This is a genomic window from Dryocola clanedunensis, from assembly GCF_038405435.1.
Lineage (GTDB): Bacteria > Pseudomonadota > Gammaproteobacteria > Enterobacterales > Enterobacteriaceae > Dryocola > Dryocola clanedunensis_A.
The window spans coordinates 1-26912 of sequence record NZ_JBBYHZ010000003.1; the positions used below are offsets into that span (position 1 = coordinate 1).

Below are 26912 nucleotides of genomic sequence, written 5' to 3' on the forward strand. Positions count from 1 at the left end.
CATTTGTCAGCAGACGCTCGGCAAAATCGGTGAGCACCGGAAGAGTGTCGGGCTCCGGCAAATCCAGTTGCTGCCAGAAACGCTTTTTATCATCCACTGATGGCGCGGGATTCAGCCAGCGTACCAGCCAGCGGTGGATGGCCTGTTCATCCTGGCGGAGCGCGGAAATCCCCGCCGCTTTCAGGCCCGCCGTCAGCCGCTCACTGATATGGTTCAGCGCTTCTTCCGGGGCAATATCCTCCGGCGAAGGGGCGGGCAGCCAGCGGTAAACCACCATCCGCGTGCGCCGCCAGGTCGCCCGCCAGCGGGTATGCGTCACGGTGGCGTCATAAAACAGGCCACCCTCGCGGGTGAGCGTGCTCATATGGTCTGCCATCTGTGCCAGCCATTCTCGGGTAAAGGCGCAGTGGCGGACCTCCGGTGCGGCATACGCTTCCAGCATTGCCAGCCATGCCTCGCTGTCGTCCTCATCCTGGCAAAAAAACTGCACTACCCAGGGGGCGCGTTCCTGCTCGTCAAAGGCATCCTGTAGCGCATCGGTGATCGCATCGCGCGCCTGTTCAAGAAACGCCTGAGAGCGGCCTTCCGTGCCCAGCGGTAGCAGCTCGAAGACTGCACCCACCGACCGACCATCTTCCAGCAGCAGTGTCTGCGAGTCAGGTAAAAACTCCACCCACGGCAGCCAGTCCACAAATGAAGGCCCTTTATGGTAGCTGGCGTTCAGCGTCTGTTGGGTGAGTCCGCGTCGCTCACTCATGGCGGCGTCAGGCGCTCACCCGGCAGCGCATACTGCGGACGAGTGTAGAAGGGGAACACCGTGCTGTAGCCGGGAACGGGCGTGTTGCCGTTAAGATGTGGAAAGACATACAGCACCATATCCGGGTTGGGCAGGCGGGGGAACTGCTGGCGGATTTCGCTTCTGGCATCGCGGGTATAGGCAGCCTGAGCGGGGGAGACATCCGGCGGGCGGCGGAGCTGCGCTCTGGCGTCCAGCAGCGAAGCATTGCCGCCACTTTGCTGCTGCCACAGGTTTTGCATGGTGGTGTCGGGAGCGACCGGCATCAGCTCTTCCTGTGAGGTACTGCACCCTGCCAGCAGGATTATCAGAATAATGAAGTAACGCATTAGTCCAGCCCTCCCGTTGCAGTGGTCTGCGGGTATTTCACTTTGCGCCCCTGCGGCTCATAGTCGATGGCAAGTTCTCCGGTGAGATGCACTGCCACTTTGTGGCCCGGCGGGACATAAACGGCATCAAACATCTGGCCGTAGTGCTGTTTCATCCAGTCGGCGGTTTCCTTCAGCCCGCCGCCGATGGCCTGGCCGAGCACGTACTGCCCGTTGTCGCCGGTGACCGCGCTGGTGATGCTGCCATCCTCCACCACGGAGGTGCTTTCGCCATTCGCAAAGGCCTGCGCTGCTGCGCCCGATCCCGCCAGCAGAAACTGCGAGGTGAGGTATTCCTTCGCATTGCTTTTGCGCGTGCCGGGAATGCAGGGCAGCCCCTGTTCGTCCGAGAGCCAGCCGATATTTTGCTGCTGGCTACCCGACTTTTCGCTCTGCGGGACGGTGCGGACAGTGCCGTCATGAAACACAAAGGTCAGCGAGGTGATTTGCCCGCGTACACAGGAGAGCGTCCAGTCGCCCGAGGCAGTGCCGGAGACCACCGCGCCTGCAACATCCGGCAGTTCAGTGCCGTTAGCCGTCAGGTTGTCCTCGCCAATAAGCAGTTTGAACGGGTAAGGATCGCTGACCGTACCATTGACCGGAACCCGGCCAATCAGTGCGGTCATGGCAACCGAGCCGGTCAGCGTGGCGTTTTGCGGCAGGGTCCAGACCTTCACGTCGGGTGGGGTGTCTGGTTTATCCGCTGCTTTCAGATTCACGCGCAGCGGCTTGTCATGGGTTGCCGGGGGCGCGTCAAGCGGCTCCAGCCAGCGCACCTCCTGCTGTACACCCGCAGGCAGTTCGCCGGACGTCAGCCCCAGCCCTGGCGGAATGTCGTCGCTGTGTTTATCACCGAGCTGGTCAAGCTTAGCCAGCAAATTTTGCTGGCTCTTGAGCCATTCATTGCGTAATGCATCCTGCTGTTTGCGTATCTCGTCGCGCAATTGCGAGGCCTGGCTTTGTTGTTGCGCTTTCAGCCGTTTCTCGCTGGCCTGCTGACTTTCCGTGCTGTTCTGCAGGGTTTGCAGCTCGCGGCGGTACTGTTTCATTTGCCCGACCAGGGTGGCGACGGTGTCCGCCGGGGTATCGCCATCAATACCCAGATCGCGCAGTTCTTGCGGCGTGAGTGCTGCCACGGTACGCGACGGGGTTTTATCCGGCGCACTTTTGCCCGGCGAGCGTAGCAGCACCACGATGGTCACCAGCACAATCAGCGGCAGCAGGATTTTCAGTATCACGTTCTGGCGCGGCATCATGGCTTATGCTCCGGTGGTTCCGCCAGCAGGGCATGAGCGGCGCGGCCTTTAGTGACCAGATACACCACAGTGGTGTCTTCCGGCAGGCCGTGCGCACCGAGCCAGTCGTGCTGGAAAGCTGCCGCGATAAACTGCCCCTGAAGCTCGCGGGGATCGAGAGGAATGCGCTGTGCGCTGCGGTTCTGTATGCGCAGGGCGGTCACCGTGATCTCGCCCACTTTCCAGGTGGCCAGCGGTGTGGTGGCGATCGGTTGTTGTGGCAGCAGTGTGGTGACGTTTTTTGCCAGCCCGGTGGGAGTGGGCGTTACACCTGGCAGCGGCTCGACGGTACGCAAAGGCGCGTAGAGATTCTGGGCGGCGTAGCGCACCAGCAGAACGGGCAGAGGTTCAGCAGGTGCAGAAACGGGTACGGTTTTATCGACCGGGGACGCTGCCTGGGGTTCATAGCGCAGTTGCAGCGCCTCCAGCGGTGATGTGCCTTCCGTCGCGTGGATATCCAGCAGGATCAGTTCACCGCTTCCGGTATCGCGTAGCTGAATACGGGTGGCCGGAAATGGGCTATTAGCCAGCAGGAATATTTTACCGCCCGCGCTTTGCAGGCGGACTTTGCCCTCAAGGCTGGCCGGGTAGCCAATGCGTACTGGTTTGCCGACATCGACAATACGCTCCTGGCCGGTGTGTAACTCAACCGGCAGTGGGATGTTCTCCCATTGTACGACTTCTGTAGCCAGTGCGGGCAGGCTGATAAACAGCAGCAGAAGCAGGCGCATCATGGCTTTGCCTCCGTGATCAGGCGTTGCGGCGTGCTGTCTGTGCAGTCAATCGCCAGCCCCCACGGGTTAATCTCTGCATCAATGGCATAGCGCACTACCTGCAACGGGTAGCGTACCAGTGCTTTTTTAACCGGTTCGTTCTGGTAATACTCTTCCACGGCAACATCCAGCGTCACTCGCCACGCATCGCGCCCCAGCACTTCGACGCGCGGATGCGGGCGCTTGTCGTCGCCCTCTACACGGCTGCTGTAGCCGTGGCCGGGCAGTTCATAGATCCCCCGCGTACGGCTTCGAAGTTCGCCCCCGTCACGCCGGAGCTGGTAATCATGGTCCAGCCAGTTCTGGCAGGCGGGCGTAAGATAAGCCCGGAGGGCGCGAAGATTACGGGTGTAGTCCTCCTCCCCGTTATCCGGCCAGCGGTTGAGCTGCTGGAAGATATAGAAAGTGAAGGCGTAAACACTGGCAGGCGGCACCTCCCACCACGGGCGGGTGCTGCCAGTGCGTAAGTCGGGCGGGAAGTACAGCGTGAGATTACGTGGCGCGGTGTACCAGCCATAGCCGACGCCCGCCAGACACAAACACAGCAGAACGATCACGCTTTTCAGCGTCAGGATATGGGCATCGCGCTCGGCCAGCGCATGACGGAAGCGACTCATTTCACACTCCTGCGCACCACCCATACCGTGCTGTGCTGGATAAGTTGTGGGCGTCGTAGCAGTCGATGGCGCTCAAGCCAGGCGAATAACGCCTGATACAGCCAGCTATCCGGCTTACCGCGTTTGATGCGTGCCAGAATGCGCCCGCCGCCCTGGAGAAGCAGCCCGGCACCAGCCAGCGCCGATCCTGGGATCAGCGGCCAGCTGTGCAGTAGTACAGCCAGCGCGATACCGAAAGTGGCTCCGCCGGAAAGCCCGCAGACCAGCGCCAGCAGCAGTTCACTGGTCGTCAGCCCGCGCCAGACAACAGGCTCACGGTTAAGCCGGTCGGGGAGAAAGGTTATTGTTGCCATCACAGAATGTCCGAAGCCTGATTAAGTAACCAGATGGTGATCACCAGTAATATCGCCCCAACACCGGCCATTGCGCCCAGATCTTTCCACTGCTTGCGCCCGGTCTGGATCTCGGAATAGGTGGCAATGCAACTGTTTGCCACTACCAGAAAGCCCACAGAGCAGATCGCCAGCGTCAGCAGGATCACGATGTCGTAGCCGTAATTCTGGATGGTTTCCATAATGCCATCCCCCTGGCCCCGGGACGGATCTTCCATCTCCGGTAAGTCGGCAAGAACGTTAAAAGCGGGGAGAAGTAACAGGAGTAAAAATCGCATCATGCCTCCTCAACTCAGAACCAGCCAGAAACTGACCAGTACCAGCAATACCGATCGTGCTACTACGGCACCAAACCCTTGCCAGCTTAAACGCTGCCGGCAGACACCCTGCCAGGCAACCAGCAATGACCAGGCACACCACAGCAGCATGGCGCTGGTGAACAGACCCAGCATCAGCAGATTGACCGCTTCCGGCTTGCTCAGGCTGGCTGCCTGAAAAGCCGCGATCTGGGCTTCAGTCATGGGCGTTCTCCCGCTGGTAACTGGCGGTTAAAGGTTCCTGATTGCGTGGCTGGGCGCGGGAAGGGGAGAGGTAACGGTTGAGCCCTTGTTCAATTTCGCTGATATCCTGCTGTGCCGCCCGGTAGTCGAAGTAGTAACGAGATTGCGGATTAGTTTTTGTGCTGGCTTTCGCACGCTCCAGCGAGACTTTAACGCTGTCGAGCTGCTTTAACGCCAGGGCCAGCTGGGTGGATTCCGGCGTAGCGTCGGCCAGGGCCCAGAAGGGCAGGATCAGTATCAACAGTAGTGAGCGATATTGCATGGTGAAGCTCTCCTGGTGTTCGGCCTGGACAGGGTAGGAGAGTGGCTGGCAGAGGGTCACCAGGGTATTGTTTGTTGTTGAAAAAAGATTTCGACAGAGGTTAAGGTTCTGAGCGGCTTACATCACTTTGGCTGCTTTGAGCGAAAATCGGACGCCCGCATTGCGTAAACAGGCTTCCGATATTTTGAATATGGACAGACTACTTAACTCGCTTCCCCGTTTCGTCAATAATCTTCTCGCCATCCTCTTTGGTAAACGCTCCTTTCTGATCTTCCGGAAGAATATCCAGCACGATTTCTGAAGGGCGGCAAAGACGCGTACCAAGCGGTGTTACTACAACCGGTCGATTAATCAAGATCGGATGCTGAAGCATAAAATCAATCAACTGCTCATCAGAAAATTTGTCTTCATCAAGACCCAACTGCTCATAAGGTTCGACGTTCTTACGCAGCAATGCACGCACTGAAATACCCATATCTGAAATCAGTTTGCCAAGTTCATCACGAGTCGGGGGCGTATCGAGATAATAAATAATGGTTGGTTCGCTACCGCTGTTACGGATCATCTCCAGCGTGTTACGTGAAGTGCCACAGGCTGGATTGTGATAGATGGTAATGTTGCTCATATCAGTATCTCATTACAAAGTGATAGAGAGCCGCCACGCCAGCGCGGCCAGAGTGACGAAAAGCACGGGCAGGGTCATAATTATTCCGGTGCGAAAGTAATATCCCCAGGTGATGGTCATATTTTTCTGTGCCAGCACATGAAGCCACAGTAGGGTTGCCAGACTGCCTATCGGGGTGATTTTAGGACCTAAATCGCAGCCAATCACATTGGCATAAATCATTGCCTCTCTGACGATGCCGGTCGCAGTGCTCCCGTCTATAGACAATGCACCAATAAGTACCGTCGGCATATTGTTCATCACAGACGACAGGAACGCTGTCAGGAAGCCGGTACCGAACGTGGCAGCCCATAAACCTTTGTCTGCCAGTAAATTGAGTACGGCTGAAAGATACTCAGTCAGTCCTGCGTTACGCAGACCGTAGACGACCAGATACATACCCAGCGAGAAAATTACGATTTGCCAGGGCGCACCGCGCAGCACTTTCCCGGTATTTATGGCATGACCACGCTTTGCTACCACGAAAAGCACCGCAGCCCCAACAGCTGCTATCGCACTAACAGGGATCCCCAGCGGCTCCAGAACAAAGAAACCGACCAACAGGAACAGCAGAACAACCCAGCCCGCCCTGAACGTAGTAGGATCTTTAATCGCATTGGCAGGCATCTTGAGTAGCGAAACGTCATATTTGGCGGGTATATCGCGGCGGAAGAATATATGGAGCATGACCAGCGTGGCAGCTATAGCCGCCAGGTTCACAGGGACCATCACGGAGGCGTACTGCGTAAAGCCCAGTCCGAAGAAATCCGCTGAGACAATATTGACCAGGTTGGAAACTATCAGTGGCAGGCTGGCGGTATCAGCAATGAACCCTGCTGCCATGATAAAGGCCAGAGTCGTCGCCTGGCTGAACCCCAGTGCGAGCAGCATCGCAATCACAATCGGCGTCAGAATCAGTGCTGCCCCGTCGTTAGCAAACAGCGCAGCAACAGCAGCGCCAAGCAGTACTATCCAGGTAAACAGCAGGCGGCCACGTCCGTTACCCCAGCGGGAGACGTGCAATGCTGCCCATTCAAAGAAGCCGGACTCATCGAGCAGCAGGCTGATGATGATGACCGCAATAAATGCCGCTGTCGCATTCCAGACGATATTCCAGACCACGGGAATATCAGCGATATGGATGACACCGGTTACCAGCGCCAGCACAGCCCCGATACTCGCGCTCCAGCCAATACTCAGACCTCTGGGTTGCCAGATCACCAGTACCAGCGTCAGTAAAAATATACTCCCTGCCAAAAGCATCTCAGACTCCGTTATATATGATTATGTGAATATGTATCCTGTCTCAGCAGGAGGTGTAAGCTGATTTGTCCAGCCATTTACGCACATCCTCTCGCATACATTGCCAGGACGTCGTGACCGTCTCTGCCGCCCATGCTGGCATGTGGGGAGACAGGCGGTAGTGAATCCATTTGCCTTCCCGGCGGTCAAGTACCAGTTCTGCTTCACGAAGAATCGCCATGTGGCGAGAAATCTTGGGCTGTGACTCAGTGGTGGCCGCACAGATATCGCAAACGCACAGTTCTCCGGACTCCCGCAGAAGCATGACGATGGCGAGCCGTGTTTCATCCGACAGGATTTTGAAAAGCTGAACAGGTTGTAGCATTTTTCACTCCGTTCCCTTTATAATATACACATATGGTAAATCATATGTGTATATTATAAAACACCAAAGTATCCCGGAGGAGAAATAATGGAACACTTTCCTGCACTGAACGCTGACTGCTTTGATCAACACATCGCTGAACAATTACACCTGCAGGAGCCGCCACGGATTCTGATCCTGTATGGCTCAGTAAGAGAGCGCTCTTACAGCCGCTTTGCCGCGGAAGAAGCAGGCCGCCTGCTGACAGCGATGGGCGCAGAGGTGAAACTCTTTAACCCCTCCGGTTTACCCCTGCCGGATGATGCGCCAGACACGCATCCTAAGGTCACCGAGCTGCGTGGTCTGGTCAGATGGTGTGACGGGATGGTTTGGAGTTCTCCTGAACGGCACGGGGCTATGAGCGCAGTTATGAAGGCACAGATCGACTGGATACCCTTAAGTGAAGGTGCGGTACGCCCTTCGCAGGGCAAAACTCTTGCGGTAATGCAAGTATGTGGCGGCTCGCAGTCCTTTAATGCCGTGAACCAGATGCGTATTCTTGGACGCTGGATGAGGATGTTCACTATTCCCAACCAATCTTCAGTAGCCAAAGCCTGGCAGGAATTCGATGAGAACGGGCGAATGAAACCTTCGTCCTGGTATGATCGTATCGTCGATGTCGCCGAGGAGTTGTTTAAAATCACACTGTTGCTCAAGGGGCAAACCGGTTACCTTGCCGATCGCTACAGTGAACGAAAAGAGAGCCATCAGGAGCTTTCATCTCGCGTCAATCAGGACAAAATATAACGTCGTTGCTTATTGAGCTCAGACGTCCGCTCCTGGCACATAGCCGATTGTCAGGTTTAAACAGACAGATACTGTGCGCAGCAGTGAATATTGTCCCCATCCTCCCCTTACAGCCAGCGTTTAAAGCTGCTCGCCGTCACTCTTAGTACTATTCCTGTCCACAATGCGGCAGCAAACAACAGGGTATTTGACGAAGGGAACACCGGTTGTGCCAGATAGATCAACCAGAGGTTGGTTGTCACCGATGCGCCAAGCTTTCTGGCACAGCAATGAACAAAAACGGATTCATTCCCTGTACCAAAGATCCTTAAATCACGCTGCATCACCCCTTCAGCGATGCCTGTTGTTGCACACAGCAAAAACAGCGGTAACGTGACAATCAGCCTGAGCAGGCGGGCCATAAAACTTATCAGCGCATAAGCCATCGCATGGGTTAGGGTTGCCAGCATCACTTCTGGAAAAATATGCCGGAGCAGTGAATAACCCCATTCATGGAAATTCAGTAGTCCCGTCTGCCCATATTGCAGCAATGCCAGCGCTCCAGCTCCCAGTGGATGGGGTTGTAGATCCTGCGCTAACGCAGCCTGCTCCTGGATCATCACCCGACAGACATGTTCTGCCCCCTCCTGTGGCCACCAGAAATACAGTCCTGCTAACTCCAGTACGATCCGCAATATCAACGCCCCAAGAACCAGCCCGATAATGCGTCCGGCCAGTGATAGCAGCCAGCTAATGGGGCCTTGTGTAGGTCTGGAGGGGGGCGGACGCTGCTCACTCATGCCTGGTTTTCATCGTGCTGGCGCGCCTGCATCCACTCTGTGAGCTGCTGGATGGAGTCCGGCAGCGGCCAGCGTTTGTCGCCGATGGGCAGCGGCAGGCGGATTTTCCACAACTGGCCGCCTTCGAGCAGGGCGAAGGCCTGGCCTTTGGGAAGCTGGATCAGGGCAGCGGTATCCAGCAGCGGAACGCTGCGGGTGACAACCTGCTCGTGGGTGCTGCTGACAAAACTGTTCTGCCCGCCGGGCGTATCGGTGACGCCGGAACTGACCTGGCGGCTGCGGATCTCCACCTGCGGCAGTTGTTTTGTCAGCAGCTCAGCGGTGGCGGTTTCGCGAACGCGTAACATGATCAGGTTGTTGAAGTTCCCCACCACCTGGCCTGCTTTGGCGGCGTTGCCGATCCGCGCCTGAATGTCGCTCAGCGTCTGGGTGTAGGCGGTAACCTGAATGCCCGCACCACCCCCTTTGTTGATCAGCGGGATAAACTCCGGCCCCATCAGTTCGTTAAATTCATCGCAGTGCAGGTTGATAGGCGGCGGTTTTTCGGTGCTGCCGGGGAGAGCGTCATTAAGGCCAAATTTATAGAGATGGCCTGCAACACTGACCAGATCGGCAAACATGGAGTTACCCACAGCAGCAGCGACCACGGCGTCGGAGAGTGCATCCAGCCCGACGTAAACAATCGCTTTCTGGCGGATGGCCTGTTGCCAGTCGAGGATCGGACGCGCGTCATCCAGGTCGTGATAATCCGGGGCGAGCAGGGCGGCCAGTGAACCAGTGGTGAGTTTTTCCAGCAGCGGCAAAAGAGAGGCGACGATTTTATCGAAGTAGGTCTTGTCGTAGCGCACCGCAGAACGCAGGCCATCGAGGATCGGATCGTAAAATTTTTCCTCATTCAGGTACTGTTCCAGCGCCACGACATGGCGGTCGCGTCCCTGCAGGTTACGCGGTGTGTTTTTATCGTTGATCCGTTCAGCCAGTTGGGCCACCACTTCCCAGGCTCGCGCGTTGTGGCGCGGCAGAACGATGCGGGCATAGTCGATAAACAGGGCGTCGATATTCACCACATGACGGGAGATAAGCTGGTAATCCGGGCGCTGGCCCAGCGCGACCAGGGCGCGGGCAATGATATTGACGAAGCGCCAGGCAAATTCCCTGAAAGCGGCACTGTTGCCCTCGCCGGAAAGCTGCCCGGCGATGCGTGATGCGACTTCGGATATGCGGCCAAAGCGTCCGATAGCGTTGTAGCGTGCGCTGGTCGCCGGGTAAGCCAGATGAAACAGGATAAACCGATCGCTGCGTCCGGCACGCTTCGCTTCCACCCACAGGCGTTTGAGCAGATCGGCATCCCCTTTCGGATCAAAAACAATCACCACCTCGCCACGGTGAATATCCTGCGTGGCGAGCACTTCCGCCAGCCGCGTTTTGCCCACCCGGGTGGTGCCGAGTACCAGCGTATGACCGACGCGTTCTCCCAGCGGCAGGGTGACTTCACTTTCTTTCAGCTCCACACCGTGCAGCCACGGATTGCCACCGACGGGTGGCAGCGGGCGCACCGGGTTCAGCCAGTGGTCGGTACTGAGCAGATGAGTGAGCCAGGGCAGGGCGTGTTCGCAGCGTTTTTCAAGTCTCCGCGCCAGTTGGTGGCACAACCCAGGATGCAGAAAACGTGCTGCTTCTGGCTGCAGGCAGTCATACAACCGCTGAGTGTGGATGGGTTGCCAGCGAAACCCTTTTCCCAGAAACAGCCGCCTGCGGCTGACCGGAATCTTCCGGGTGGTGAGGGCATAGCGCGGCAGACGCAGCAGGTTGCGGTGGTAACGAAGGATTTGCCAGCCCTGCCAGCTACGGCGTAGCGCCAGCAGGAGAAAACCGCCCGCAAGGAGGCATGATGCGATGGGGGAAAGCATCAGCAGGGCTGCGCTATTCAGACACAACAGGGCGGCACATAGTGCACAGACGGCACTGTAAAGCTCCACGGGTGGGCGCAGTAACGCCTCCAGTGTATAGCGGCTCATGGCTGTTGCGTCCGTTGCTGCAGTATCCGGCCAACCTGCTGGCGGTAACGGGCTGCCGGTACTCCTCCTGCGGGACGGTGATATCGGGCGGCGGCGTTCAGCCAGCTTCCGGGAGATTCGTCGTAGCGTTCGCGCAGCAGTCGGGCAGTGAGCGTAAGGTTGCGGTAAGGATGCAGTGCGTCACAGGGAGAATCAAACAGGGTGCGGTGCCAGCCAATGTTGATTTGCCCAAGGCCTGCGTCAATGCGTTTCAGCGCGGTCGTGCGGGTGGCGGCAAGCAGTGCATGACAGGCTTCATTCCTGCTGCGATAACGGTAACTTTTTCCGGCGATATTCAGCGTCCATGGCCAGGGCAGACGTTGTGTCCCCAACCGTGAACCGCTTTCGGTCTGTGCCACCGCCCATAACAGTTCTGGCGGTACCTGCCAGCGGTTTGCCGCCTGCTGATAGGCTTCCGGCAACGGCTGAGCCAGTGCCAGACAGGGCAGTAAAGCCATCAGGGCAACACTTCGCGCCATTGTTCACCTCGCTTCTCCAGCGCGACGGGGATTTTGCCCGCACCGGTCTGTAACCAGCGGCCTGCATCGTGGTTGAGGGTGATATTGCGTTCACTGACCTGTTTCGCATCGATACCGTGAGTCTGCGCCCAGCGGCGTACCCGGCTGTCGTCGCCCTGGCTTCCGATCAGCCAGATATCCAGCGGACGTTTCTGGGCCAGCAGGGTACGCAGCAGACTGTCGCAGGCCGGGCAGTTCTCTTTGACAAACAGGGAGACGCGGGAGGTGCTGGCCGCTGGCGTTTTCAGTGGCGTCAGCCCCGGATATAACCGCTGCCAGGCTGCGTCATAAGCGCGCTGAAAGGCGAGTTCTTTTTCCAGCCGCTGAGACTCTTTTCTGACCAGCAATTCGGCGAAATGCTGGCGTTGCGGGTCGGTTTCCGCTTCCACACCCAGCGTGGTGAGGGGATCGAGACCCGGTGACCAGATACCGCGCTCCTGCTGCTTCAGCGCAAGGTAGCGTTGCCACTCCTGCGGGGTGATGCCCCATAGCATGGCCTGTTGTTGCGGCGTCAGTGGTTGAAGGGCCGTGGTGGTGTTCTGGCTGTTTTGTACCTGCAAGGGTTGCGCCTGCACCGTGGCCGTGAAAAGCAGAACCAGAAAGGTACGTTTCATGGCTTACTCCGGTATCTGAAGCGTCAGACGGCGTTTGCCCTGACGGAAAACTGCCCACTGTTCATTCAGCTTTTCCAGCCTCCATCCCTGCCACTGCTCTCCCGGGCGTAGCCAGACGACCTGGTTAAGCCAGAGAGCTTCGGGTGGAACGATGACCGCCAGCCGGGTATCGCCACGCTGTATCACGCCCGCCAGAAAAAACGGGGCCATTGCTGGCCCCAAAACAGGGTGGGACAGGGGACGACGGTGAATAACCGCCGGGAGGAGGGAATCATTAGCAGATGAGTCAGGCTGCGGTTCAAAACAGATTTCGCGGCGCAGATCGTTTACCTCCAGACGCCATGCGCTTCCGGCCAGCATCCGAAGAGCTGCATCAAGGCGCACCGGCCCGAAGTGGTACTGACCCAGCGGCAGCGGGAAGGCATACAGCCTGGCGCGCTGGCTGTCCGGCAGGCACAGGGTGTAGCCGCTGTCGCGCAGCAGATATTGCAGGGTTTCACCGAGTCCGGGATGAAAGCCCGGCGGAATCGACAGGCTGGTGAGCTGTTCCAGTGGCGGCTGTTGCGGCGCAGTATTCACCAGCAAATAGCGGTCGTAACGCACAACCGCGGGGGCGAACGTTGATGCGATAGTGGTGCCGGTGACGGCCATCAGCATCAGGACGATCATTATTGCCAGTAGTAACTTCATTATGGTTTCCCCCCGCATGGTTTTGAGGGAAGGATGCCGTGAGCGTAGGCAGGAAACGATAAACAACTCTTTATTTCAAAGAAAAGTTGCGCCCGAAAAACGGGCGCAACAATGGTTAATACTGCGATTCACGTTCAGGCTGTATCCGGGAAGCCGGTTGGGTTTCTGAACTCACCGGCTTGCTTTCTGCTTTATAGACTTCCTCGCCGTCTATCTTTATCAGCCCGATCCAGAGCAGATGTGCTTTAAGACTGACGCCGGTTTCGCCTTTACGCTCACCTTTACTGAAGGTAAAGGTCTCGGCATACAGATCGCCGAGCCGAAACTGGACCAGCACTTTACGTTTTTGCTCGCATGCATCGAGGCAGCGGCGTACCAGGATCTGGGCATCTCGGCCACTGACGCGGCAGTCAAACCAGGTGTGTTCTGCTTCACTGGCTTCGCCTCTGAGTGCGGCAATGTCGCAACACAGGAAAGGCTCACCTTTTTTTGGTGTCACTTCGCGAATGCGGTTCAGATAACCGATACCGCTGACGTGCAGGTTGAAGTAGTGGGTGTCGTTCATGGTGGTGTTCTCCAGATATACCCGTCGTCTTTCAAGTTGCAGGTGTGTTGGCTACGTTCACTCACCCGAATCACTTAGTTTACTAAGTGATTCGGGATTCGTTCTCTTGCCCCCTTCCTGCAACTCGAAATCCATTGGGTGTTAAATTGCGGAGAAATGCCCATGGCGCGGGATTTCCCCGCTTTGGGTTTGATTTGGGCATTCCGCGCTGTGCGCCGCCGCGTTTTCAGGAATGCATGGCGGCTTTCTGGTTGTTACAAGAGACAGAAGAACAGGGATGAATTGAGCAAAACAGTCGATTTTATTTGTCGTTGCCAGATATTAAACACAAGGGTTTTATGGTGGTTAATTATTGCTCATGGGTATAAAGCGGCACAGAATTGTAAAAGGTAACACCTGATACGAGCGAGGAGGATTTATGCCATTAAGCAGTACGACTCTCAAACTGGAAGACGAGCTGAAAGCACGGGTCAAAAAGCTGGCGGATGTCCGCGACAGAACGCCGCACTACCTGATGGTGGCAGCGATCACCGAATATGTCGCCCGTGAAGAGCAGCGGGAAAGTTTTAAACAGGAAGCACTGGATTCCTGGCGTGAATTCCAGGAGACCGGGCTACACCTGACCGGTGATGAGGTCAATGACTGGCTGCAGTCCTGGGGAAGCGAGGCGGAACAGGGGAGCCCGCTATGCCACAAGTAAATATTACCCAACGGGCAACTGTAGGATTGCCGCTCCTCTGAACACCCGGAATTTTGCGAGCTGCTCATTGAATTTGGTGATTCCGGTTACGTTGCTCTGTATCGGTATAACCGTGAAGATGATCGAGTATATGTGCTGGCATTTCGTCATCAAAAGGAAGCAGGATATTAACGCACTTCAGAAGCGGTAGCTTAGCCCAATGCCACCCAACCAGGGTGACTCGATGCCCTCTCCTTTTTTATACGTCATACTGGCATACAACCGGGCCTGTGGCGTCACTTCTGCGCTGATACCCGCCTGATAGCTGCCCCGGCTACCTGCAATGTCGTTGTTAAAGCGATCCTCGTTCACCCTGACCTCATTGCTATGTACAAACTCCTGCTCCAGCGCCACTTTCAGCCAGGGCGTCAGTTGCGCCCCGTTGTCGGTTGAAATTTGCTGGCTGATGCGCACACCTGCCTGGGCCAGTGCCGATTTCGCGGTACCCGGATGTGCCTGCATCCCGTTAGACAGCGCGTAATCATCACTCTGTGAGGTGAAACCAGTGAAGCCGATAAAAGGGGAAAGCGTGGTATCGGCCAGAGGAAGATCGACGCCGGTTATCAGGCTGCCGCCGATGCCGGGCGTGGTGTAGCTGCCGTCAGCGCGACCGCCGGAGCTCATGCGGGCATTCAGATGCTGGTTAAACAGGTTACCTTTCAGAACACTCTCCAGCCAGAAGTGACGCCGATCAGAGTAACTGGCATAGAGCGCAGTGCTGTAGCTGTCCACGTTGCCATCGCTGTTGTTGGCCATGTCGAGATCGGAGCGGCTGTAACTGCCCGCCACGCCCAGGGTCAGAATGCCGTTTGCCACCATCCTGTGTGTGTCATAGCCCATCATCACCCCGCCCAGCGTCTGGCGATACGCGGCATTCCCGGTCCGGTTGACATTAAAACGGTTACTGAGTACTTCCGTCCAGAATTCTCCTTCGTGCGTGCGCGAACGCACTGCATCAAGCCGACGATGCAGTGCATCAATCTCTGTCTGGAAAATGGTGGGAGTCACGTTTGCCATAGCGAGAACGGCATCGGTAGAGGGGGTTGGCGTCGCCTGGGGCGTCAGTGCCCAGTTTCCCTGGCCATCCGGCACGAGTCCGTATTCCCAGGTGCCGAGATCGACCTGCTGATTCGGATTAAGCAGCGTAAACTGTGCATCCCCGCCGCCGGTATGGACAATCTGTAGTGACGATGGCTCCTGTGGCGAGACGCCGGTATCGGCGACCATGATCCCAAATTCGCCATTCGCTTCACCGCTGACGTTAATCATGTCGCCCTGGCCGTCTGCGATATCGGTATTCAGATAAAAATTGCCGTCGCCCGTGAGGGTACTCATGCTGAGCGTGGCGAAGGACGCCGGATCAAACCAGACTGTGCCGCCTTCGAGCGTCAGGCTGGCAAACTGATACTGGTGTGGCGTAGCGCTGCTGTTGTTATGCAGTGAAAGATTGCCTGCCAGCGTCAGATCCAGACTGGCGGTCCGTGCTCCTTCATTCAGGTTCAGTTCACCACTGTTACCCACGGTGCCACTGCCAGTGAGGATGGCTTCATCGCTGACGTTCATCAGCCCATACAGCCAGAAATCGTCAAGCGTGCCGTGATTGATTTGCGCGCTGCCGCCCTGCGCCACGGTAAGCTGGCGCGAGACACCATAGTTATCGAGTAAATATTGCCCGCCGGATTGCAGGGTTGTGCCTGTATCCAGGCCCCCCAGGTTCTGCATCTCTCCGTAAATGGCGCTTCCGTTGGCGGTACCGTAATACCAGGCGGAGGGCGCAGGATCCAGCACACTGTCGTAATGCCAGTTCCCACTGACAATTAGCGTACCGCCTGTTTCCACCAGGCTGTTTTTGCTGGTCCCGCCATTGGTGATCTGCTGCATGCCGCCACGTTGTATCGTCGCGTTTTGAGAAATGGCGGTATTACGGACTTCATAGGCATAATTCCGGCCAGTATCCAGCTCTCCTCCGGCTTCCACCACGGTAAAACTGTCCACGCCATAACGGTTAACCATGACACCGTCCGTACCGATAGTGGTGTTATGTGCCTGGCCACCCTGGTTTGGATCATTAACGCCATTTTCCCCTGCGTTAACGTAAATTTCACCACCGTTGTCGACATAGGAATTTTCCGCGCTGCCGTTGATCTGCAACTTGCCACCGCCGGTGACTGACGTGTGGTTAGCATACCCTCCGGGTTCGAGGAAAAGTGTACCCTGCCGGGTGACGATGATGTTGTCCGTTTGTCCGCCCGGCGCAACATAGCTGTAAGCGTTGCTGCCTGTGATGGTGGAGTCGGTGAGACTGCCATAGACATACTGATTGCCCTGGCGACCATCAATGATATCGCCGGAGATCGTTTCCCCGGCGTCAACGATCGGATGATAACCACCCCGGGCACTGGCGTGAACAGCGAGCAGGCTGATGGAAAAAAGAAACAGAAGGGGTTTCATATCAACTCTCCCGACGGTTAGCAATCGGGAGAGTTGAGCGTAACGGCGGATGACGTAACAGGGTTAAATCATTACCCACGGGTAAAAAATCAAGATGATAACACTGAGGGTTTTTTAAGACAGTGGGGCTCTTTGGCACAGCCGGTGGCTTTCCCGGACGAATGCCTGGTCTGGCGTTTCAGTGCGAGAGTAAGCATTTCTGAAACGGATGTCTGCGTTCGTATGGTTTTGAGGCTAAGCGAGCAGTTCAGTTCAGCTTCATCCTCTTGTGGGATTTTTTCGAGTGTTAACGTAAAAGTGTGTCTGGTCATGATCCTGCCTCCGGTGTGGCTGTGTCAGTTGTGTGGTCAGGGTAATAAGGGTACGCTGCTGTTGCGCCATAAATTGTTCCAGCGTCATTTTTCCGGCAGCCACCTCGTCGAGCATCTGCTCCTGTAGCGCAGTTGTAGCGGGATCTTTGAGAATGTCCGGGAGAAAATCGATCAGGGCTCTGGCATTGTGGGTCGCCAGCAAAAAGCGGCCACGTTTTTCCAGATAGCCGCGGCGGAAGAGCGTCCGGATAATCCCGGCACGCGTCGCTTCGGTTCCTATACCTGCATTCTCTTTCAGCCGCTGCTTCAGGCGTTTATTCTCCACAAACCGGGAGGCATTTTTCATCGCCGCAATCAGCGTGCCCTCGGTGTAATGTTCCGGCGGTTGCGTCTGGCGGGCGCGAACATCTACCTGTTCCACCCGGCAGGTTTGTCCCTGGCTGAGGACTGGAAGGCGCTGCGTCTCTTCCGGTTTAGTTTCATCAAGTTCACCTATAAACAGTTGCCGCCAACCGCTGATAACGGGTGTGGTTCCTTTTGCCGCCAGAGTTTCTCCGGCACAGTGAAGGCGTAGTTCTGTTTTATCTGCCTCATAATCGGGGAGAAACTGTGCGAGAAAGTGGCAGCGGATCAGCCCATATACTTTACATTCGTCGTCGCCCATGCGGGCAAGATCTACCGCATGGCGGGTGGGAATGATGCCATGGTGGGCGGTGATTTTTCCGTCATTCCAGATGCGGGAGCGATGCTGCGGATTAAGCTGGCTAACCATGGCACAAAGTGAGGCATCGCTGGTAACCAGTGCAGTCAGGATCTGTGGTGCTTCATCATGCATGGAAACGGGAAGCCAGCCGCAGTCGGTACGAGGATAGGTGATGGCTTTATGGGTTTCATACAGTCGCTGGGCGATGTCCAGCACCTGCTGCGCCCCCATACCCCACAGCGCTGAGCAGGTCTGTTGCAGGACGTTGAGGGCAAAGGCCAACGGTGGCGCTTCTTTCACGCGTCGGATAGTGATGTATTGTACCTGTGCCGCGCTGGCCTGTGCTAAGCGGCCAGCCGCTGCGCGGGCGGCAGATTCGCGAATACAGCGTCCCTCGCTATCACAGGATGTTTCATCAGGTTGCCATTGCGCCAGAAAAGTACGCTCCCCCTCCTGTAGCCGGACATCCACCCGCCAGAAGGGATGGGGAACAAACTGGCTGATTTCCCGGTCACGATCGACGATCAGACGCAGCGTTGGCGTTTGCACCCGGCCCACGGAAAGTATGCCGCTGTGGTGACGGTTTAACAGCGTGCAGGCACGGGTCATATTGATGCCGACCAGCCAGTCAGCGCGGGCGCGTCCTGAACCGGCCAGGTACAGCGGAAAAGTTCGCTCACCAGGCAGCAGGTTGGCGAGCGCATGACGGACGCTGACGTCATCGAGTGCGGATAACCACAGACGCCGGACCGGGCCATGCCAGCGGCAGTACGCCAGAATTTCCCGGGCAATGGTCTCGCCTTCGCGGTCAGCATCGGTGGCGATCACCACGCTGTTGGTCTGTTTCAGGAGCTGTTCAATAATGCGAAACTGCTTACGGGCATCCTGTCGTATTTTGAACTTCCATTGTTGTGGGATGATGGGCAGCGTTTCGGGTTTCCACTGTTTGAACTGTGGATCGTAATCTTCCGGCACCGCCATTTCCAGCAGATGACCAAAGCACCAGGTCACGGTGACAGAAGGGCTTTGCAGGCAGCCATTGCCCTTGCTGGTGGCGTTGAGCACACGGGCGATATCACGCGCCTGAGAGGGTTTTTCACACAGGTAGAGTTGCATAAGGTACCTCCCTTTGATGGGGAGGTTAGCATGGTGTTTTAAACGCGTCGTAGACAGGGAGAATTGAAAGTTCAGGCAGAAAATTGCACGTTAAAAGTGCATTAAACCGATAGTGCCTGTTTTCAGGTGCAGGATTCGGTTTAAAAAAACAGACAAAGTTAAACAGTGGGTATCACTTTGTTGGATTTTTTAACCAACAGAGTGACGGACGTTACTGGAGAAGAATATCGGCTTTACCCGGCTAAGCCGCTGCAGCATAAACGTCACCACCGAAATCTGCATATTCAGCACCTGCCGCTGGTGCTCGATCCTAAGGAGTGCTTCCTGTAATGCTTCTGACGAATCGGGCGATCCCAGTATTTCCTGCAACGCAGCGCTACCCGAACGGTTGTTATCCAGATTTCGCCAGCGCAAGTAGCTGACGCCGGAACGCGCCGGGTTACCGCACAGCACCAGCGGCAGGTAGCGTACCGGTAAATCCTGGACAGCCTGTTTCAGCCGGGGCTGGAGTTGTTGCAGCATGCTCTGTGTTTCCCGCAGCTCTTCTTCCAGGTTCGTGAGTTCTCCCTTACCCTTAAAGGCCTTAAAAAGGCCCTTTAGCGAGCTTTTGCGGGCGCAGCACTGATAGTCCTCGTCACTGAGCATGCTGTTCAATCTCCGCAAGTAAGCGTCTGGGCAACGGCCCGAGACGGTGGCTAACGGCCTGCGCCAGCGGTGTGTTATGGCGAATATCTTCACGGGTGACGCCCGTGGTGCGAAAGCGGTTTACGTAACTGTACAGCTGGCGTATCAGGCGGGGGATCTGCGCCAGCAGCGCCCCCTTTTCTTCCTGAGTGATGAGGTCCAGTTGCCAGGCCTGCAGGATGCGCCGGGCCAGCCGATCGTAATCGACAAGGATATTCAACAGGCGTGAACCGGGTGGCGAGAGTAGAGCCAATGGCAGGCTAAATTCCGCCGGGCTGGGGTTATGGCTGAGTGTTGTGGTGATGTCAGCTGACAGGCTGGCGAAGCGGTTGTCCAGCAGGGTGTTTTTTTGCTTGAGCAGGTAGTCCAGCACATTCAGCCGGATGTTGATATGCGCAAGCCAGTGTGTGGCCCAGGGATCGTCGCGCTGTTCCGCACGTAACAGGCGTATGAGCAGCGCCAGGCAAAGCAGCATGTCAGTGGGACTTGACCGCCATAACCGGACAGCGATGCGGGTATGCAGGGTGAGGCGGATATCGCTGAGGAGTGTGGTACCGGGCATGATTTCGCTCCGTAGAATCAGGTGCCTGGCAGTGTGCGATGCGGATACGCATCCGGCGATGGAAAACCGGGAGCCCATGCGTGAGAATTGATCTTTAATTAAATCGATGGATTTGCGCTGATTGATAGTGAATCACAATGTTTTATGCGGCGCGCATAAAATCATGGGAAAACCGATGAAAGAGGGGGTACTTAATAGCTTCGGACTATTATCGGGATCGCCTGCGTAGCTGGTTGAATTCCCCCCGGCGTGCCCGCTCCAGGGTTGCCAGAAGGTAAGCGAGAGGGCGTCGTATATCGCCGAAGGCGATCCGCCGGGCGCAGTCATCCACCACCTGCTGGCAGAGTGGGGTATCAAGATCCCGCATGGCGCGTTCTGCCACGCGGCGTTCACTCCGGCTGAAAATGTTATCCACAGGCCAGTGTACCGCTACCGTACTCTTTTTATTATTTAACTCTGTATCAGTAAGTACGGATCTGTCATCGAACAGTGCGCCAGGCCTTGTCGCACCACCCGGTCTTATTTTAAGACCCGGGCATTTTGTACCGGGTCTTCGATTGAGACTGAGCCGGGTCCTGATGGAAGACTCAGTGCAGGATTGTCCACTGTCCACAGGTCCGTCACGGTTCATCATCAACAGCAATGAGACAGCGGTGGTACGGATACGGCGGTTACGGTGTCGTGTGCAGTTGGCCAGCAGGGGCAGGTATTCTTCATCCAGATGGCAGGCTTGCATGGGGGAGAGGGGTTCATCATGCAGGGCGTAGATATTTCCCGCCATCTGGCCGGTTTTCTTATCGCGCAGACGCTGGCACAGGCTCAGCCAGCGCGTCAGGCGCAGCATGGTTAACGTGTTACTGACGGTGCTGCGTGACGCACTGTCGCTATCTGGTTGATCTGACAGCCAGCATTGCAGTTCATTGTAAGAGGGGAAAAGACCGTTACCGGCGTCATGGGCGTTAAGACGCAACAACTGCCAGGTGAATTTATCCCGGGGCGAGAGATTGCGGGCCAGCAGCAGACGGCGCGGCACTGTTTCATGCGGGTTACCGAGAAAAAACAGCTGATCTTGGTTGCTGCGTAGTGCCTGAAGCGCGTTATTCTTCATGTAACAGTTTCTCCTGATACCACTGCTTCAGCAGGTTCCAGATAACCGTCAGCGACAGATCATGCTCGCGGGCGATGTCCATCATCGCCTGTAATGCCTGTGGGGAATCGAGTTTCCTCACCCCCACTTTCTGCCAGGCATGCCACACCAGCGTTTCGGCTTCTTCATCCGGTGCAAGGTTGCGTCCCTGACGAACAAACAGACCAATCAGCCGCCGTCGGGCACAGACTTCAATCGTGGAAAGACCAAAGTAGTGGTTCACAAACTCAATGGAGGCACCGAGCGACAGGGCTTCTTCAAGCCGCTGCTGAAACAGCCGTTCCTGTTCGGTGCGGGCCAGCATTTTGCTCAGCATGTCGTGGTCGATGCTGATGCGCATAAACTGTACCGCGCTGTTGCTCAGAAACAGAATGTCGTCGGCGGTGAGACGTGTCAGTTCACACAGTTCTTGTGGGCTGAAGCCAAGGGATTCGCAGTAACGGATATGGCCTTCCTTCAGTGCCTGCACAACTTGCGTCAGCACAGCCTGGTTAATGGAGGGCGTCATGACAGGCCTCCCGGTTTCTCTGTTGTCGGCACAGACAAATCAGATGCAGCATGCGCTGGATCTGATCATCGTCGTACTCCGGCGAGAGTAAGAGTTCCAGGACGGGCATCGGGGTCGTGGTAACACCTGCGAGAGCCGCCAGAACCTGAAAACATTTTTGCGCTGTCGGTGTGGGGAAACGGGCGCAGGGGGCCAGAGTGAACCCGGCAGGTGAAGAGTTATCCGGATGAAGATAGGTTTCCAGCCCCCAGAAGGCGCAGATCTCCCGTGCGGTATCGATGATTTGCTTGTATGGCGATGTCTGGACGCTGGCGACAGGCGTTTCCTCCGGAACGTCATGCGCTTCAGGTATTTCTACAACTGGTGCGAAATCATCATCTTCTGGTCGTGCCGGTTTTTCCGGGGCGGGCGGGGGCGGCCAGAGCACTTTTTCGGCAGGCGGACCAAACAGCGCCTGGCGCTTACTCTGACCATCAGTAAGGTTTGCCAGCAGGGTGTTGTAAGCAATCCCGCTCTGGCGGCTCATTTCACCCAACAGTTCATCCTGCACCAGTTGCAGAATGACCCCTTCTGGCTCGGCGTTAAAAACGGCGAGTGCGGTGCTGAATATGCCCGCAAAATCCACGCTGTTATCTGCTGATACCAGCGTATTCCATACCTGTTCCGCTGCACTGCGTAATGCCAGCAGGCGTTCGATGACGGTACGTGTCAGCCCGGCGTACAGCGAATTCGGGATACAGGGCAGCAGCCAGTCAACGGTCTGCACCATCCGGCTGATTTTTGACTGGGTAATGGGATAGCCGTCAGCGGTGAGTTGTTCCGCCAGCGCCTGTTGCGAGGGACACATAATCCCGGCCTCACGGTAGAGATCGCGCAGTCGCAGGATACCTTCGGCACGCTCGATAAATGTCAGTCCATTATGCAGATCGTTTTCCGCCAGATGGCCGATCAGACACTGCAGTTCGCCTTGTTCCCGTGATACCTCTTCCGGCCAGGGGCGATATGGCCAGCAGAATCGATGAAAACGTTCCTCACGGGTTTCCTGCCACAGTTCATTGAGGATGGCGAGGCGGGTATTGCCGCCGCTGGCTAAGGTGTATTGCTGTTCACCGGGACGGCGGGTCAGTACTGGCGGATTGTCGAGCCCACGCGTACGAATGGACACTTTAAGCGTGTCGTAGCCGGGATTGCGAGTGACGCGTGGGTTAAGCGTGAAGGGCTGTATCTGCTCCAGCGTCACCTGCACCATTTCGGGATCCTGGCCGCTGGCGTCGCCATGGAGCCAGCGGTTCAACAGATTTGCGGCACACATCGTCAGCTCCTCCATCAGCCATTGCGACTGAGCCGTACACGTTGCTGGATCCACGCATCGATTTCGCTTTCCAGCCAGGCAACATGTGTGCTGCCGATGCGAATGGATGTCGGAAACTGGTGCAGGCGTATCTGCTGGTAAATCCATGATTTACCGAAGCCGGTTTTTTCCTCCACCTGGCGTAAACGCAGCAGTTTGTCACTGTTCATAGTCGTTCTCCTGTAAGCAGGTGCGTATACATCAGCACGATGAGAGGCGGTTATGTAAGCAGTTGGATCCTTGCCTGGCAGCAAAGAACCTTATTAAGGGTGGGAAGAGTTTTTAGATGAAAACCAGAGGTATGAGTGGTGAGGCAGGGATCAGGGGGCGCCGCGTTCCAGCGTGCGTTTTAAGGTGTCGCCATTGACGTGAACGGTGAGACCTTCTTCCCGCGCCCAGCTTTCAAAGATATTGGTGAGCTTATAAGGATGAGCCAGAAGATTATCATCCAGCAGGGGATTCTTCTTACAGGCCAGCCAGAAAAGGTGCGCGAAAGGCGTCGTTACTCGTGGATGCTTTTCAGACTGATAACGCTTCAGCAGAATGTCCATTTGCGACTTTCGGAGCACGAGGACGGCATCCTGCGGGAAGTGGTCCGGTAAATACCAGAACGGAATATTCAGTCTGGCATTCCGCGAAGCAAACCGGCTGTTATACAGGCGAGAAAGAACCCGATGGAAGGCATCCGGCAGTTTATCGTGGCGTCGGGCTACTTCAAGGGCGATTTCCCGCAGCGGTTTTCGGTCACATAACTGGTAGTGCTGGCCTGACAGGGAGCACACCACTATTCCTGATTCATGGCAACAGTCAGTGAGCGGTGGTTTGTGATATCCCAGAGCCTTCGCAAGCATTCGTTGGATAAACAGGCGTTCCAGACCGATGAGCGGTAGATCCCAGATGCTCCAGGCGGTGTGGCGTAAGCATGGATGGCGGCGAACTGAAAGAGGTAAAGGTACCGTGCACTGCTTGTGCTGGTCATCATTCTGACAGCCAGGATTGCATTGTGGGCCCAGCGGTCTGAGCTGTACGGGAGACTGAAACCAGACGGACAAGGTCAGATTGCCATGTAGCGCATGGCGATACAGGTCCCCCGGTAGCAGGCTGACATTGCGTTGTTTCATGACCTCTGCGACCTCATCAAGGGTGAGCCATTCTTGCTGGATATCATATGTCGTCATTGTCACCTACCTTGCAGATAAGGGGATTGAGTTTTGTTTTTACTGCGGAGGTAAGTGTGACTGATTTGATGATTGGCTGCTGTGAGTAGGAAGGGAATTAGGGGAACATGTTAGTTGATCTCGCAATTCAGTGATCTGCCGCCAGGATTAGATACAACACTCAGTTAGTAACGTCGGAATATTCATTCTCAGAATGACCCTTTCTCCAGCCCGCCGAAAATTCAGACGGTGTCTGATAATTCAGCGTGGAGTGCGGGCGGCATTCGTTATAATCCTGCCGCCAGTCATTAATGATTGTCCTGGCGTGAACGATATCGCTGAAACAGTGCTCATTCAGACATTCATCGCGAAATCGTCCGTTAAAGCTCTCAATAAATCCGTTCTGCATTGGCTTGCCCGGCTGGATTAAGCGCAACTCAACACCATGCTCAAAGGCCCATTGATCCAGTGCACGGTAAGTGAACTCCGGCCCTTGGTCAGTTCTTATCGTCGCCGGATAGCCTCGAAACATCACATATACCAACAGATACTACTTGATGTGGGTATATGTAGGTAGACTCTGAGAGAATTTCGACGCGCAAAAATTAGTCAACTTGCTGAATTTCAGGCATAAAAAAAGACGTCGGTTGACGTCTGCTTACTTCAAAATGGTACGCCCTACAGGGCTCGAACCTGTGACCTACGGCTTAGAAGTGCGAAGGTGATGTGCTTTTAAGCCTTTAAATAATCACCTAAAAATAAATTTCTTTATAAACATGATAATAACTGAAGCGTCGTGTTGATGTAAATTGATCGATGTTGATGCTTATAGCTATAATTTACTTACACCAGCCGTTACATCAGAATTTGGTGTAAGTATTCTCTCACGAGGCAACAAATGGCGCTTGCCAGACAAAAACTCACCTTTGAACGGTTGCGTAAATTCGAGCTGACTGAATAGACCCGGGTTTCGTAGACACTTTTTTGCCTCATAATGGAGGCTTAATGAAGGAGTGTTTATGTCAGCAAAAACGTTCACTGAAGAATTCAAAATCGAAGCCGTAAAGCAGGTCACTGAGCAGGGATATCCCGTATCTGAGGTCGCCTCACGACTTGGGGTATCGACTAACAGCCTTTATGCCTGGGTTAAGCGTTACCAAAAACCTGAACCCCAGCGCAAACAGGATGATGCTCTCCAGCTTGAAGTAAAACGTCTCAGACAAGAACTTAAGCGGGTAACTGAAGAGCGAGATATTTTAAAAAAGGCCGCCGCGTACTTTGCAAGAACATCCGGCTGAAGTACGCCTTTATTAAAAAAATGTCGCCATTTTACCCTGTACGCCGTATGTGCCTGGTCCTTGGCCTTCATTACAGCGGCTATTACCAGTGGCTAAAGCAGCCAGAATCATTGCGCGCCCGACAGGATGAACGCCAGACTGGCCTCATTAAGCAACTGTGGCTTGAAAGTGGTACGGTTTATGGTTACCGGAAAATCTGGCTCGATATGAAAGACCTGGGTGAACGCGCTGGACGTAACAGGGTTGCGCGGTTAATGAGGCTCGCTGAATTAGCATCCCAGACCGGATATCGAAAACGACGTTACTACGGTGGTGGAAAACCGTCGGTTGCCAGCCCTAATTACCTTGAGCGGCAGGTCATTTTACCGACCTCAAATACGCATTGGGTGAGTGACATAACCTATATAAGGACGCATGAAGGCTGGTTATATCTGGCCGTTGTTCTCGATCTCTTCTCACGTCGGGTTATAGGCTGGAGCATAGGAGGAAGAATGACCGCTGAGTTAGTGATGGATGCATTATTGATGGCAGTATAGCGGCTTAAACCAGCGACAGAGGTATTGATCCATTCAGATCAGGGTACTCAATATACCAGCGAAAGGTGCCAGCATTTTTGGAATCTCACAATTTAAAAAGCAGTATGAGTCGCTGCGGTAATTGCCATGATAACGCGGTAGCAGAAAGTTTTTTCCAGCTGCTGAAGCGAGAGCGTATCAAGAAACGGATCTATAAAAACAGAGCAGAAGCGAAAGCGGATCTCTTCGATTATATAGAGATGTTTTATAATGCCAGGCGTCGTCACAGCGCATGTGAAGATCAAGCACCTGCAGAGTATGAAAGTGCCTGGTTCATGAGGCACGGAACCGTCTAGGAAATCCGGGTCTATTCAATATTCGTACTGACCCGAGGTTCGCTCTGTCTCATGTACCGGGAGAGCCTGATCTACCACTGTGCTTCCAGCGAGACGAGTATGTGAAGATTGTCCGGGGCAGCAAAACGTTGCTGATCTATAAAGTTAAAACCGGATACTGACACCACCATTAATACAACATAAACCCAGCCCCTGTTGCTCACGCAACAGGGGCTTTTTGCATTTAAGAATCGCGTGATGTCTGAGCCAGTTTCGTCGTTAACGACGACTGAGTAAGAAAAAGAAAATACGCTAACTTTCAATACGGAAAATATGAAATTCAACCAATATATTCATATTTTACTGGTGGCGGGTTCCGCACTGATGACATTAATAACCCTGATTACCTCCGGCAGTCGGGGTTTTCTTTTTTTGTCGCTTAATATCCACCGATAGCCCTGGCAGTTCCGAACGACGAACGTAGTGGTTAGTTTCTATCTTCAGGTAAATGTATCCGCTTCTGGTTATAAAGTCTGCTGAGAGCGAAAACCGGAAGTTCGGAATGCATCCTTATATCGAGGTATCTTGAGTTATGGGAGCAAATCACATGCACTGCAGGACTTGGGCCAGATTAATCGTTTTGTTATTCAGGACGGATGCTTGTGCATCTGT

29 protein-coding genes and 2 pseudogenes are annotated in these 26912 nt (G+C 55.3%); 3 read left to right on the forward strand and 28 right to left on the reverse strand.

The window, feature by feature from the left end; genetic code table 11:
- The 12 genes from AAE045_RS07470 to AAE045_RS07525 form a co-directional block, all read right to left on the reverse strand.
- A partial coding sequence (locus tag AAE045_RS07470) for a TraC family protein (RefSeq protein ID WP_455547183.1) occupies positions 1-757 on the reverse strand: 757 nt, incomplete at its 3' end.
- Positions 754-1125 (reverse strand): TIGR03751 family conjugal transfer lipoprotein, encoded by a 372-nt coding sequence (locus AAE045_RS07475; RefSeq protein ID WP_455547184.1) that lies wholly within the window; start codon positions 1123-1125, stop codon positions 754-756. The genes AAE045_RS07475 and AAE045_RS07470, both read right to left, overlap by 4 nt.
- Positions 1125-2420, reverse strand: coding sequence for a TIGR03752 family integrating conjugative element protein (locus tag AAE045_RS07480; protein WP_455547185.1), 1296 nt, complete (start codon positions 2418-2420; stop codon positions 1125-1127). The genes AAE045_RS07475 and AAE045_RS07480 overlap by 1 nt, the downstream gene beginning before the upstream one ends.
- Complete coding sequence (locus AAE045_RS07485) at positions 2417-3193, reverse strand: TIGR03749 family integrating conjugative element protein (protein ID WP_455547186.1); 777 nt, start codon at positions 3191-3193, stop codon at positions 2417-2419. Before AAE045_RS07485 ends, AAE045_RS07480 begins: the two co-directional genes overlap by 4 nt.
- Entirely contained in the window at positions 3190-3849 is a 660-nt protein-coding gene (locus AAE045_RS07490; protein WP_455547187.1) for a PFL_4703 family integrating conjugative element protein, read from the reverse strand. Before AAE045_RS07490 ends, AAE045_RS07485 begins: the two co-directional genes overlap by 4 nt.
- Positions 3846-4202, reverse strand: coding sequence for a TIGR03750 family conjugal transfer protein (locus tag AAE045_RS07495; RefSeq protein ID WP_455547188.1), 357 nt, complete (start codon positions 4200-4202; stop codon positions 3846-3848). Before AAE045_RS07495 ends, AAE045_RS07490 begins: the two co-directional genes overlap by 4 nt.
- Positions 4202-4519 (reverse strand): TIGR03745 family integrating conjugative element membrane protein, encoded by a 318-nt coding sequence (locus AAE045_RS07500; protein ID WP_455547189.1) that lies wholly within the window; start codon positions 4517-4519, stop codon positions 4202-4204. Before AAE045_RS07500 ends, AAE045_RS07495 begins: the two co-directional genes overlap by 1 nt.
- Positions 4520-4528: 9 nt before the next feature.
- Positions 4529-4762 (reverse strand): TIGR03758 family integrating conjugative element protein, encoded by a 234-nt coding sequence (locus AAE045_RS07505; RefSeq protein WP_455547190.1) that lies wholly within the window; start codon positions 4760-4762, stop codon positions 4529-4531.
- Entirely contained in the window at positions 4755-5063 is a 309-nt protein-coding gene (locus AAE045_RS07510) for an integrative conjugative element protein, RAQPRD family (protein ID WP_455547191.1), read from the reverse strand. The genes AAE045_RS07505 and AAE045_RS07510 overlap by 8 nt, the downstream gene beginning before the upstream one ends.
- 199 nt (positions 5064-5262) lie before the next feature.
- Positions 5263-5688 (reverse strand): glutaredoxin-dependent arsenate reductase, encoded by a 426-nt coding sequence (arsC, locus tag AAE045_RS07515; RefSeq protein WP_455547192.1) that lies wholly within the window; start codon positions 5686-5688, stop codon positions 5263-5265.
- Positions 5689-5700: 12 nt separating this feature from the next.
- Positions 5701-6990, reverse strand: coding sequence for an arsenic transporter (locus tag AAE045_RS07520; protein ID WP_455547193.1), 1290 nt, complete (start codon positions 6988-6990; stop codon positions 5701-5703).
- A gap of 43 nt (positions 6991-7033) precedes the next feature.
- Positions 7034-7354, reverse strand: coding sequence for a metalloregulator ArsR/SmtB family transcription factor (locus tag AAE045_RS07525; RefSeq protein ID WP_455547194.1), 321 nt, complete (start codon positions 7352-7354; stop codon positions 7034-7036).
- Between the two features lie 87 nt (positions 7355-7441).
- Here AAE045_RS07525 and arsH point away from each other — a divergent pair, with 87 nt between their 5' ends.
- The gene (gene arsH / locus AAE045_RS07530) at positions 7442-8140 is read left to right on the forward strand and encodes an arsenical resistance protein ArsH (protein ID WP_202300763.1); all 699 of its coding nucleotides are present in this window, start codon (positions 7442-7444) and stop codon (positions 8138-8140) included.
- Between the two features lie 107 nt (positions 8141-8247).
- On the opposite strand, the gene AAE045_RS07535 is transcribed toward arsH, so the two are convergent.
- From AAE045_RS07535 to AAE045_RS07560, 6 genes are all read right to left on the reverse strand, one after another.
- A complete protein-coding gene (locus tag AAE045_RS07535; protein WP_455547195.1) occupies positions 8248-8919 on the reverse strand; it encodes a DUF4400 domain-containing protein in 672 nt (223 codons plus the stop codon).
- The gene (gene traD, locus AAE045_RS07540; protein WP_455547196.1) at positions 8916-10937 is read right to left on the reverse strand and encodes a type IV conjugative transfer system coupling protein TraD; all 2022 of its coding nucleotides are present in this window, start codon (positions 10935-10937) and stop codon (positions 8916-8918) included. The genes AAE045_RS07535 and traD overlap by 4 nt, the downstream gene beginning before the upstream one ends.
- The gene (locus AAE045_RS07545; protein ID WP_455547197.1) at positions 10934-11455 is read right to left on the reverse strand and encodes a transglycosylase SLT domain-containing protein; all 522 of its coding nucleotides are present in this window, start codon (positions 11453-11455) and stop codon (positions 10934-10936) included. The genes traD and AAE045_RS07545 overlap by 4 nt, the downstream gene beginning before the upstream one ends.
- Positions 11434-12108, reverse strand: a complete 675-nt coding sequence (locus AAE045_RS07550; RefSeq protein ID WP_455547198.1) for a TIGR03759 family integrating conjugative element protein — start codon at positions 12106-12108, stop codon at positions 11434-11436. Before AAE045_RS07550 ends, AAE045_RS07545 begins: the two co-directional genes overlap by 22 nt.
- Before the next feature lie 3 nt (positions 12109-12111).
- Positions 12112-12798 carry a PFGI-1 class ICE element type IV pilus protein PilL2 gene (gene pilL2 / locus AAE045_RS07555; protein ID WP_455547199.1) on the reverse strand — a complete coding sequence of 229 codons (687 nt, stop codon included), beginning with the start codon at positions 12796-12798 and terminating at the stop codon, positions 12112-12114.
- Positions 12799-12913: 115 nt separating this feature from the next.
- Positions 12914-13363, reverse strand: a complete 450-nt coding sequence (locus AAE045_RS07560; protein ID WP_455547200.1) for an STY4534 family ICE replication protein — start codon at positions 13361-13363, stop codon at positions 12914-12916.
- Positions 13364-13781: 418 nt separating this feature from the next.
- On the opposite strand from AAE045_RS07560, the gene AAE045_RS07565 reads away from it, so the two are divergent.
- On the forward strand, positions 13782-14063 hold the full coding sequence (locus AAE045_RS07565; RefSeq protein WP_455547201.1) for a CopG family ribbon-helix-helix protein: 282 nt from the start codon (positions 13782-13784) through the stop codon (positions 14061-14063).
- Between the two features lie 177 nt (positions 14064-14240).
- Here the strand turns inward: AAE045_RS07565 and AAE045_RS07570 are convergent, their stop codons facing one another.
- The 10 genes and pseudogenes from AAE045_RS07570 to AAE045_RS07615 all read right to left on the reverse strand — a co-directional run.
- Complete coding sequence (locus AAE045_RS07570) at positions 14241-16553, reverse strand: autotransporter outer membrane beta-barrel domain-containing protein (protein ID WP_455547202.1); 2313 nt, start codon at positions 16551-16553, stop codon at positions 14241-14243.
- Between the two features lie 258 nt (positions 16554-16811).
- On the reverse strand, positions 16812-18683 hold the full coding sequence (locus AAE045_RS07575; RefSeq protein ID WP_455547203.1) for a DNA topoisomerase III: 1872 nt from the start codon (positions 18681-18683) through the stop codon (positions 16812-16814).
- Positions 18684-18872: 189 nt separating this feature from the next.
- Positions 18873-19328 carry a DUF3158 family protein gene (locus AAE045_RS07580; protein WP_455547204.1) on the reverse strand — a complete coding sequence of 152 codons (456 nt, stop codon included), beginning with the start codon at positions 19326-19328 and terminating at the stop codon, positions 18873-18875.
- Positions 19318-19929 carry an AcaB family transcriptional regulator gene (locus tag AAE045_RS07585; RefSeq protein ID WP_455547205.1) on the reverse strand — a complete coding sequence of 204 codons (612 nt, stop codon included), beginning with the start codon at positions 19927-19929 and terminating at the stop codon, positions 19318-19320. Before AAE045_RS07585 ends, AAE045_RS07580 begins: the two co-directional genes overlap by 11 nt.
- Positions 19930-20137: 208 nt before the next feature.
- Positions 20138-21037 carry an STY4528 family pathogenicity island replication protein gene (locus AAE045_RS07590; RefSeq protein WP_455547206.1) on the reverse strand — a complete coding sequence of 300 codons (900 nt, stop codon included), beginning with the start codon at positions 21035-21037 and terminating at the stop codon, positions 20138-20140.
- Positions 21027-21584 carry a DUF2857 domain-containing protein gene (locus AAE045_RS07595; protein WP_455547207.1) on the reverse strand — a complete coding sequence of 186 codons (558 nt, stop codon included), beginning with the start codon at positions 21582-21584 and terminating at the stop codon, positions 21027-21029. The genes AAE045_RS07590 and AAE045_RS07595 overlap by 11 nt, the downstream gene beginning before the upstream one ends.
- Positions 21568-22896 carry a ParB family protein gene (locus tag AAE045_RS07600; RefSeq protein ID WP_455547208.1) on the reverse strand — a complete coding sequence of 443 codons (1329 nt, stop codon included), beginning with the start codon at positions 22894-22896 and terminating at the stop codon, positions 21568-21570. The genes AAE045_RS07595 and AAE045_RS07600 overlap by 17 nt, the downstream gene beginning before the upstream one ends.
- A 14-nt stretch (positions 22897-22910) precedes the next feature.
- Positions 22911-23105 carry a helix-turn-helix transcriptional regulator gene (locus AAE045_RS07605; RefSeq protein ID WP_455547209.1) on the reverse strand — a complete coding sequence of 65 codons (195 nt, stop codon included), beginning with the start codon at positions 23103-23105 and terminating at the stop codon, positions 22911-22913.
- A gap of 150 nt (positions 23106-23255) precedes the next feature.
- Entirely contained in the window at positions 23256-24113 is an 858-nt protein-coding gene (locus AAE045_RS07610; RefSeq protein WP_455547210.1) for a hypothetical protein, read from the reverse strand.
- A 160-nt stretch (positions 24114-24273) separates the two neighbouring features.
- A pseudogene (locus AAE045_RS07615) lies at positions 24274-24624 on the reverse strand (integrase core domain-containing protein); the annotation flags it as partial.
- 487 nt (positions 24625-25111) lie between these two features.
- Between AAE045_RS07615 and AAE045_RS07620 the strand changes: the two are divergent.
- Positions 25112-26261, forward strand: a pseudogene (locus AAE045_RS07620) (IS3 family transposase).
- The last annotated feature ends 651 nt before the right edge of the window (positions 26262-26912 follow it).

What these genes read in the sequence shown, in the direction of transcription:
- AAE045_RS07575 (WP_455547203.1), bottom strand. Translation starts at nt 18,683, where the DNA reads ATGCAACTCTACCTGTGTGAAAAACCCTCTCAGGCGCGTGATATCGCC.
- pilL2 (WP_455547199.1), bottom strand. Translation starts at nt 12,798, where the DNA reads ATGAAGTTACTACTGGCAATAATGATCGTCCTGATGCTGATGGCCGTC.
- AAE045_RS07605 (WP_455547209.1), bottom strand. Translation starts at nt 23,105, where the DNA reads ATGAACAGTGACAAACTGCTGCGTTTACGCCAGGTGGAGGAAAAAACC.
- AAE045_RS07570 (WP_455547202.1), bottom strand. Translation starts at nt 16,553, where the DNA reads ATGAAACCCCTTCTGTTTCTTTTTTCCATCAGCCTGCTCGCTGTTCAC.
- AAE045_RS07485 (WP_455547186.1), bottom strand. Translation starts at nt 3,193, where the DNA reads ATGATGCGCCTGCTTCTGCTGCTGTTTATCAGCCTGCCCGCACTGGCT.
- AAE045_RS07600 (WP_455547208.1), bottom strand. Translation starts at nt 22,896, where the DNA reads ATGTGTGCCGCAAATCTGTTGAACCGCTGGCTCCATGGCGACGCCAGC.
- AAE045_RS07475 (WP_455547184.1), bottom strand. Translation starts at nt 1,125, where the DNA reads ATGCGTTACTTCATTATTCTGATAATCCTGCTGGCAGGGTGCAGTACC.
- AAE045_RS07535 (WP_455547195.1), bottom strand. Translation starts at nt 8,919, where the DNA reads ATGAGTGAGCAGCGTCCGCCCCCCTCCAGACCTACACAAGGCCCCATT.
- AAE045_RS07500 (WP_455547189.1), bottom strand. Translation starts at nt 4,519, where the DNA reads ATGCGATTTTTACTCCTGTTACTTCTCCCCGCTTTTAACGTTCTTGCC.
- AAE045_RS07520 (WP_455547193.1), bottom strand. Translation starts at nt 6,990, where the DNA reads ATGCTTTTGGCAGGGAGTATATTTTTACTGACGCTGGTACTGGTGATC.
- traD (WP_455547196.1), bottom strand. Translation starts at nt 10,937, where the DNA reads ATGAGCCGCTATACACTGGAGGCGTTACTGCGCCCACCCGTGGAGCTT.
- AAE045_RS07480 (WP_455547185.1), bottom strand. Translation starts at nt 2,420, where the DNA reads ATGATGCCGCGCCAGAACGTGATACTGAAAATCCTGCTGCCGCTGATT.
- AAE045_RS07545 (WP_455547197.1), bottom strand. Translation starts at nt 11,455, where the DNA reads ATGGCGCGAAGTGTTGCCCTGATGGCTTTACTGCCCTGTCTGGCACTG.
- arsH (WP_202300763.1), top strand. Translation starts at nt 7,442, where the DNA reads ATGGAACACTTTCCTGCACTGAACGCTGACTGCTTTGATCAACACATC.
- AAE045_RS07595 (WP_455547207.1), bottom strand. Translation starts at nt 21,584, where the DNA reads ATGACGCCCTCCATTAACCAGGCTGTGCTGACGCAAGTTGTGCAGGCA.
- AAE045_RS07510 (WP_455547191.1), bottom strand. Translation starts at nt 5,063, where the DNA reads ATGCAATATCGCTCACTACTGTTGATACTGATCCTGCCCTTCTGGGCC.
- AAE045_RS07565 (WP_455547201.1), top strand. Translation starts at nt 13,782, where the DNA reads ATGCCATTAAGCAGTACGACTCTCAAACTGGAAGACGAGCTGAAAGCA.
- AAE045_RS07590 (WP_455547206.1), bottom strand. Translation starts at nt 21,037, where the DNA reads ATGAAGAATAACGCGCTTCAGGCACTACGCAGCAACCAAGATCAGCTG.
- AAE045_RS07610 (WP_455547210.1), bottom strand. Translation starts at nt 24,113, where the DNA reads ATGACGACATATGATATCCAGCAAGAATGGCTCACCCTTGATGAGGTC.
- AAE045_RS07490 (WP_455547187.1), bottom strand. Translation starts at nt 3,849, where the DNA reads ATGAGTCGCTTCCGTCATGCGCTGGCCGAGCGCGATGCCCATATCCTG.
- arsC (WP_455547192.1), bottom strand. Translation starts at nt 5,688, where the DNA reads ATGAGCAACATTACCATCTATCACAATCCAGCCTGTGGCACTTCACGT.
- AAE045_RS07505 (WP_455547190.1), bottom strand. Translation starts at nt 4,762, where the DNA reads ATGACTGAAGCCCAGATCGCGGCTTTTCAGGCAGCCAGCCTGAGCAAG.
- AAE045_RS07560 (WP_455547200.1), bottom strand. Translation starts at nt 13,363, where the DNA reads ATGAACGACACCCACTACTTCAACCTGCACGTCAGCGGTATCGGTTAT.
- AAE045_RS07585 (WP_455547205.1), bottom strand. Translation starts at nt 19,929, where the DNA reads ATGCCCGGTACCACACTCCTCAGCGATATCCGCCTCACCCTGCATACC.
- AAE045_RS07550 (WP_455547198.1), bottom strand. Translation starts at nt 12,108, where the DNA reads ATGAAACGTACCTTTCTGGTTCTGCTTTTCACGGCCACGGTGCAGGCG.
- AAE045_RS07525 (WP_455547194.1), bottom strand. Translation starts at nt 7,354, where the DNA reads ATGCTACAACCTGTTCAGCTTTTCAAAATCCTGTCGGATGAAACACGG.
- AAE045_RS07580 (WP_455547204.1), bottom strand. Translation starts at nt 19,328, where the DNA reads ATGCTCAGTGACGAGGACTATCAGTGCTGCGCCCGCAAAAGCTCGCTA.
- AAE045_RS07495 (WP_455547188.1), bottom strand. Translation starts at nt 4,202, where the DNA reads ATGGCAACAATAACCTTTCTCCCCGACCGGCTTAACCGTGAGCCTGTT.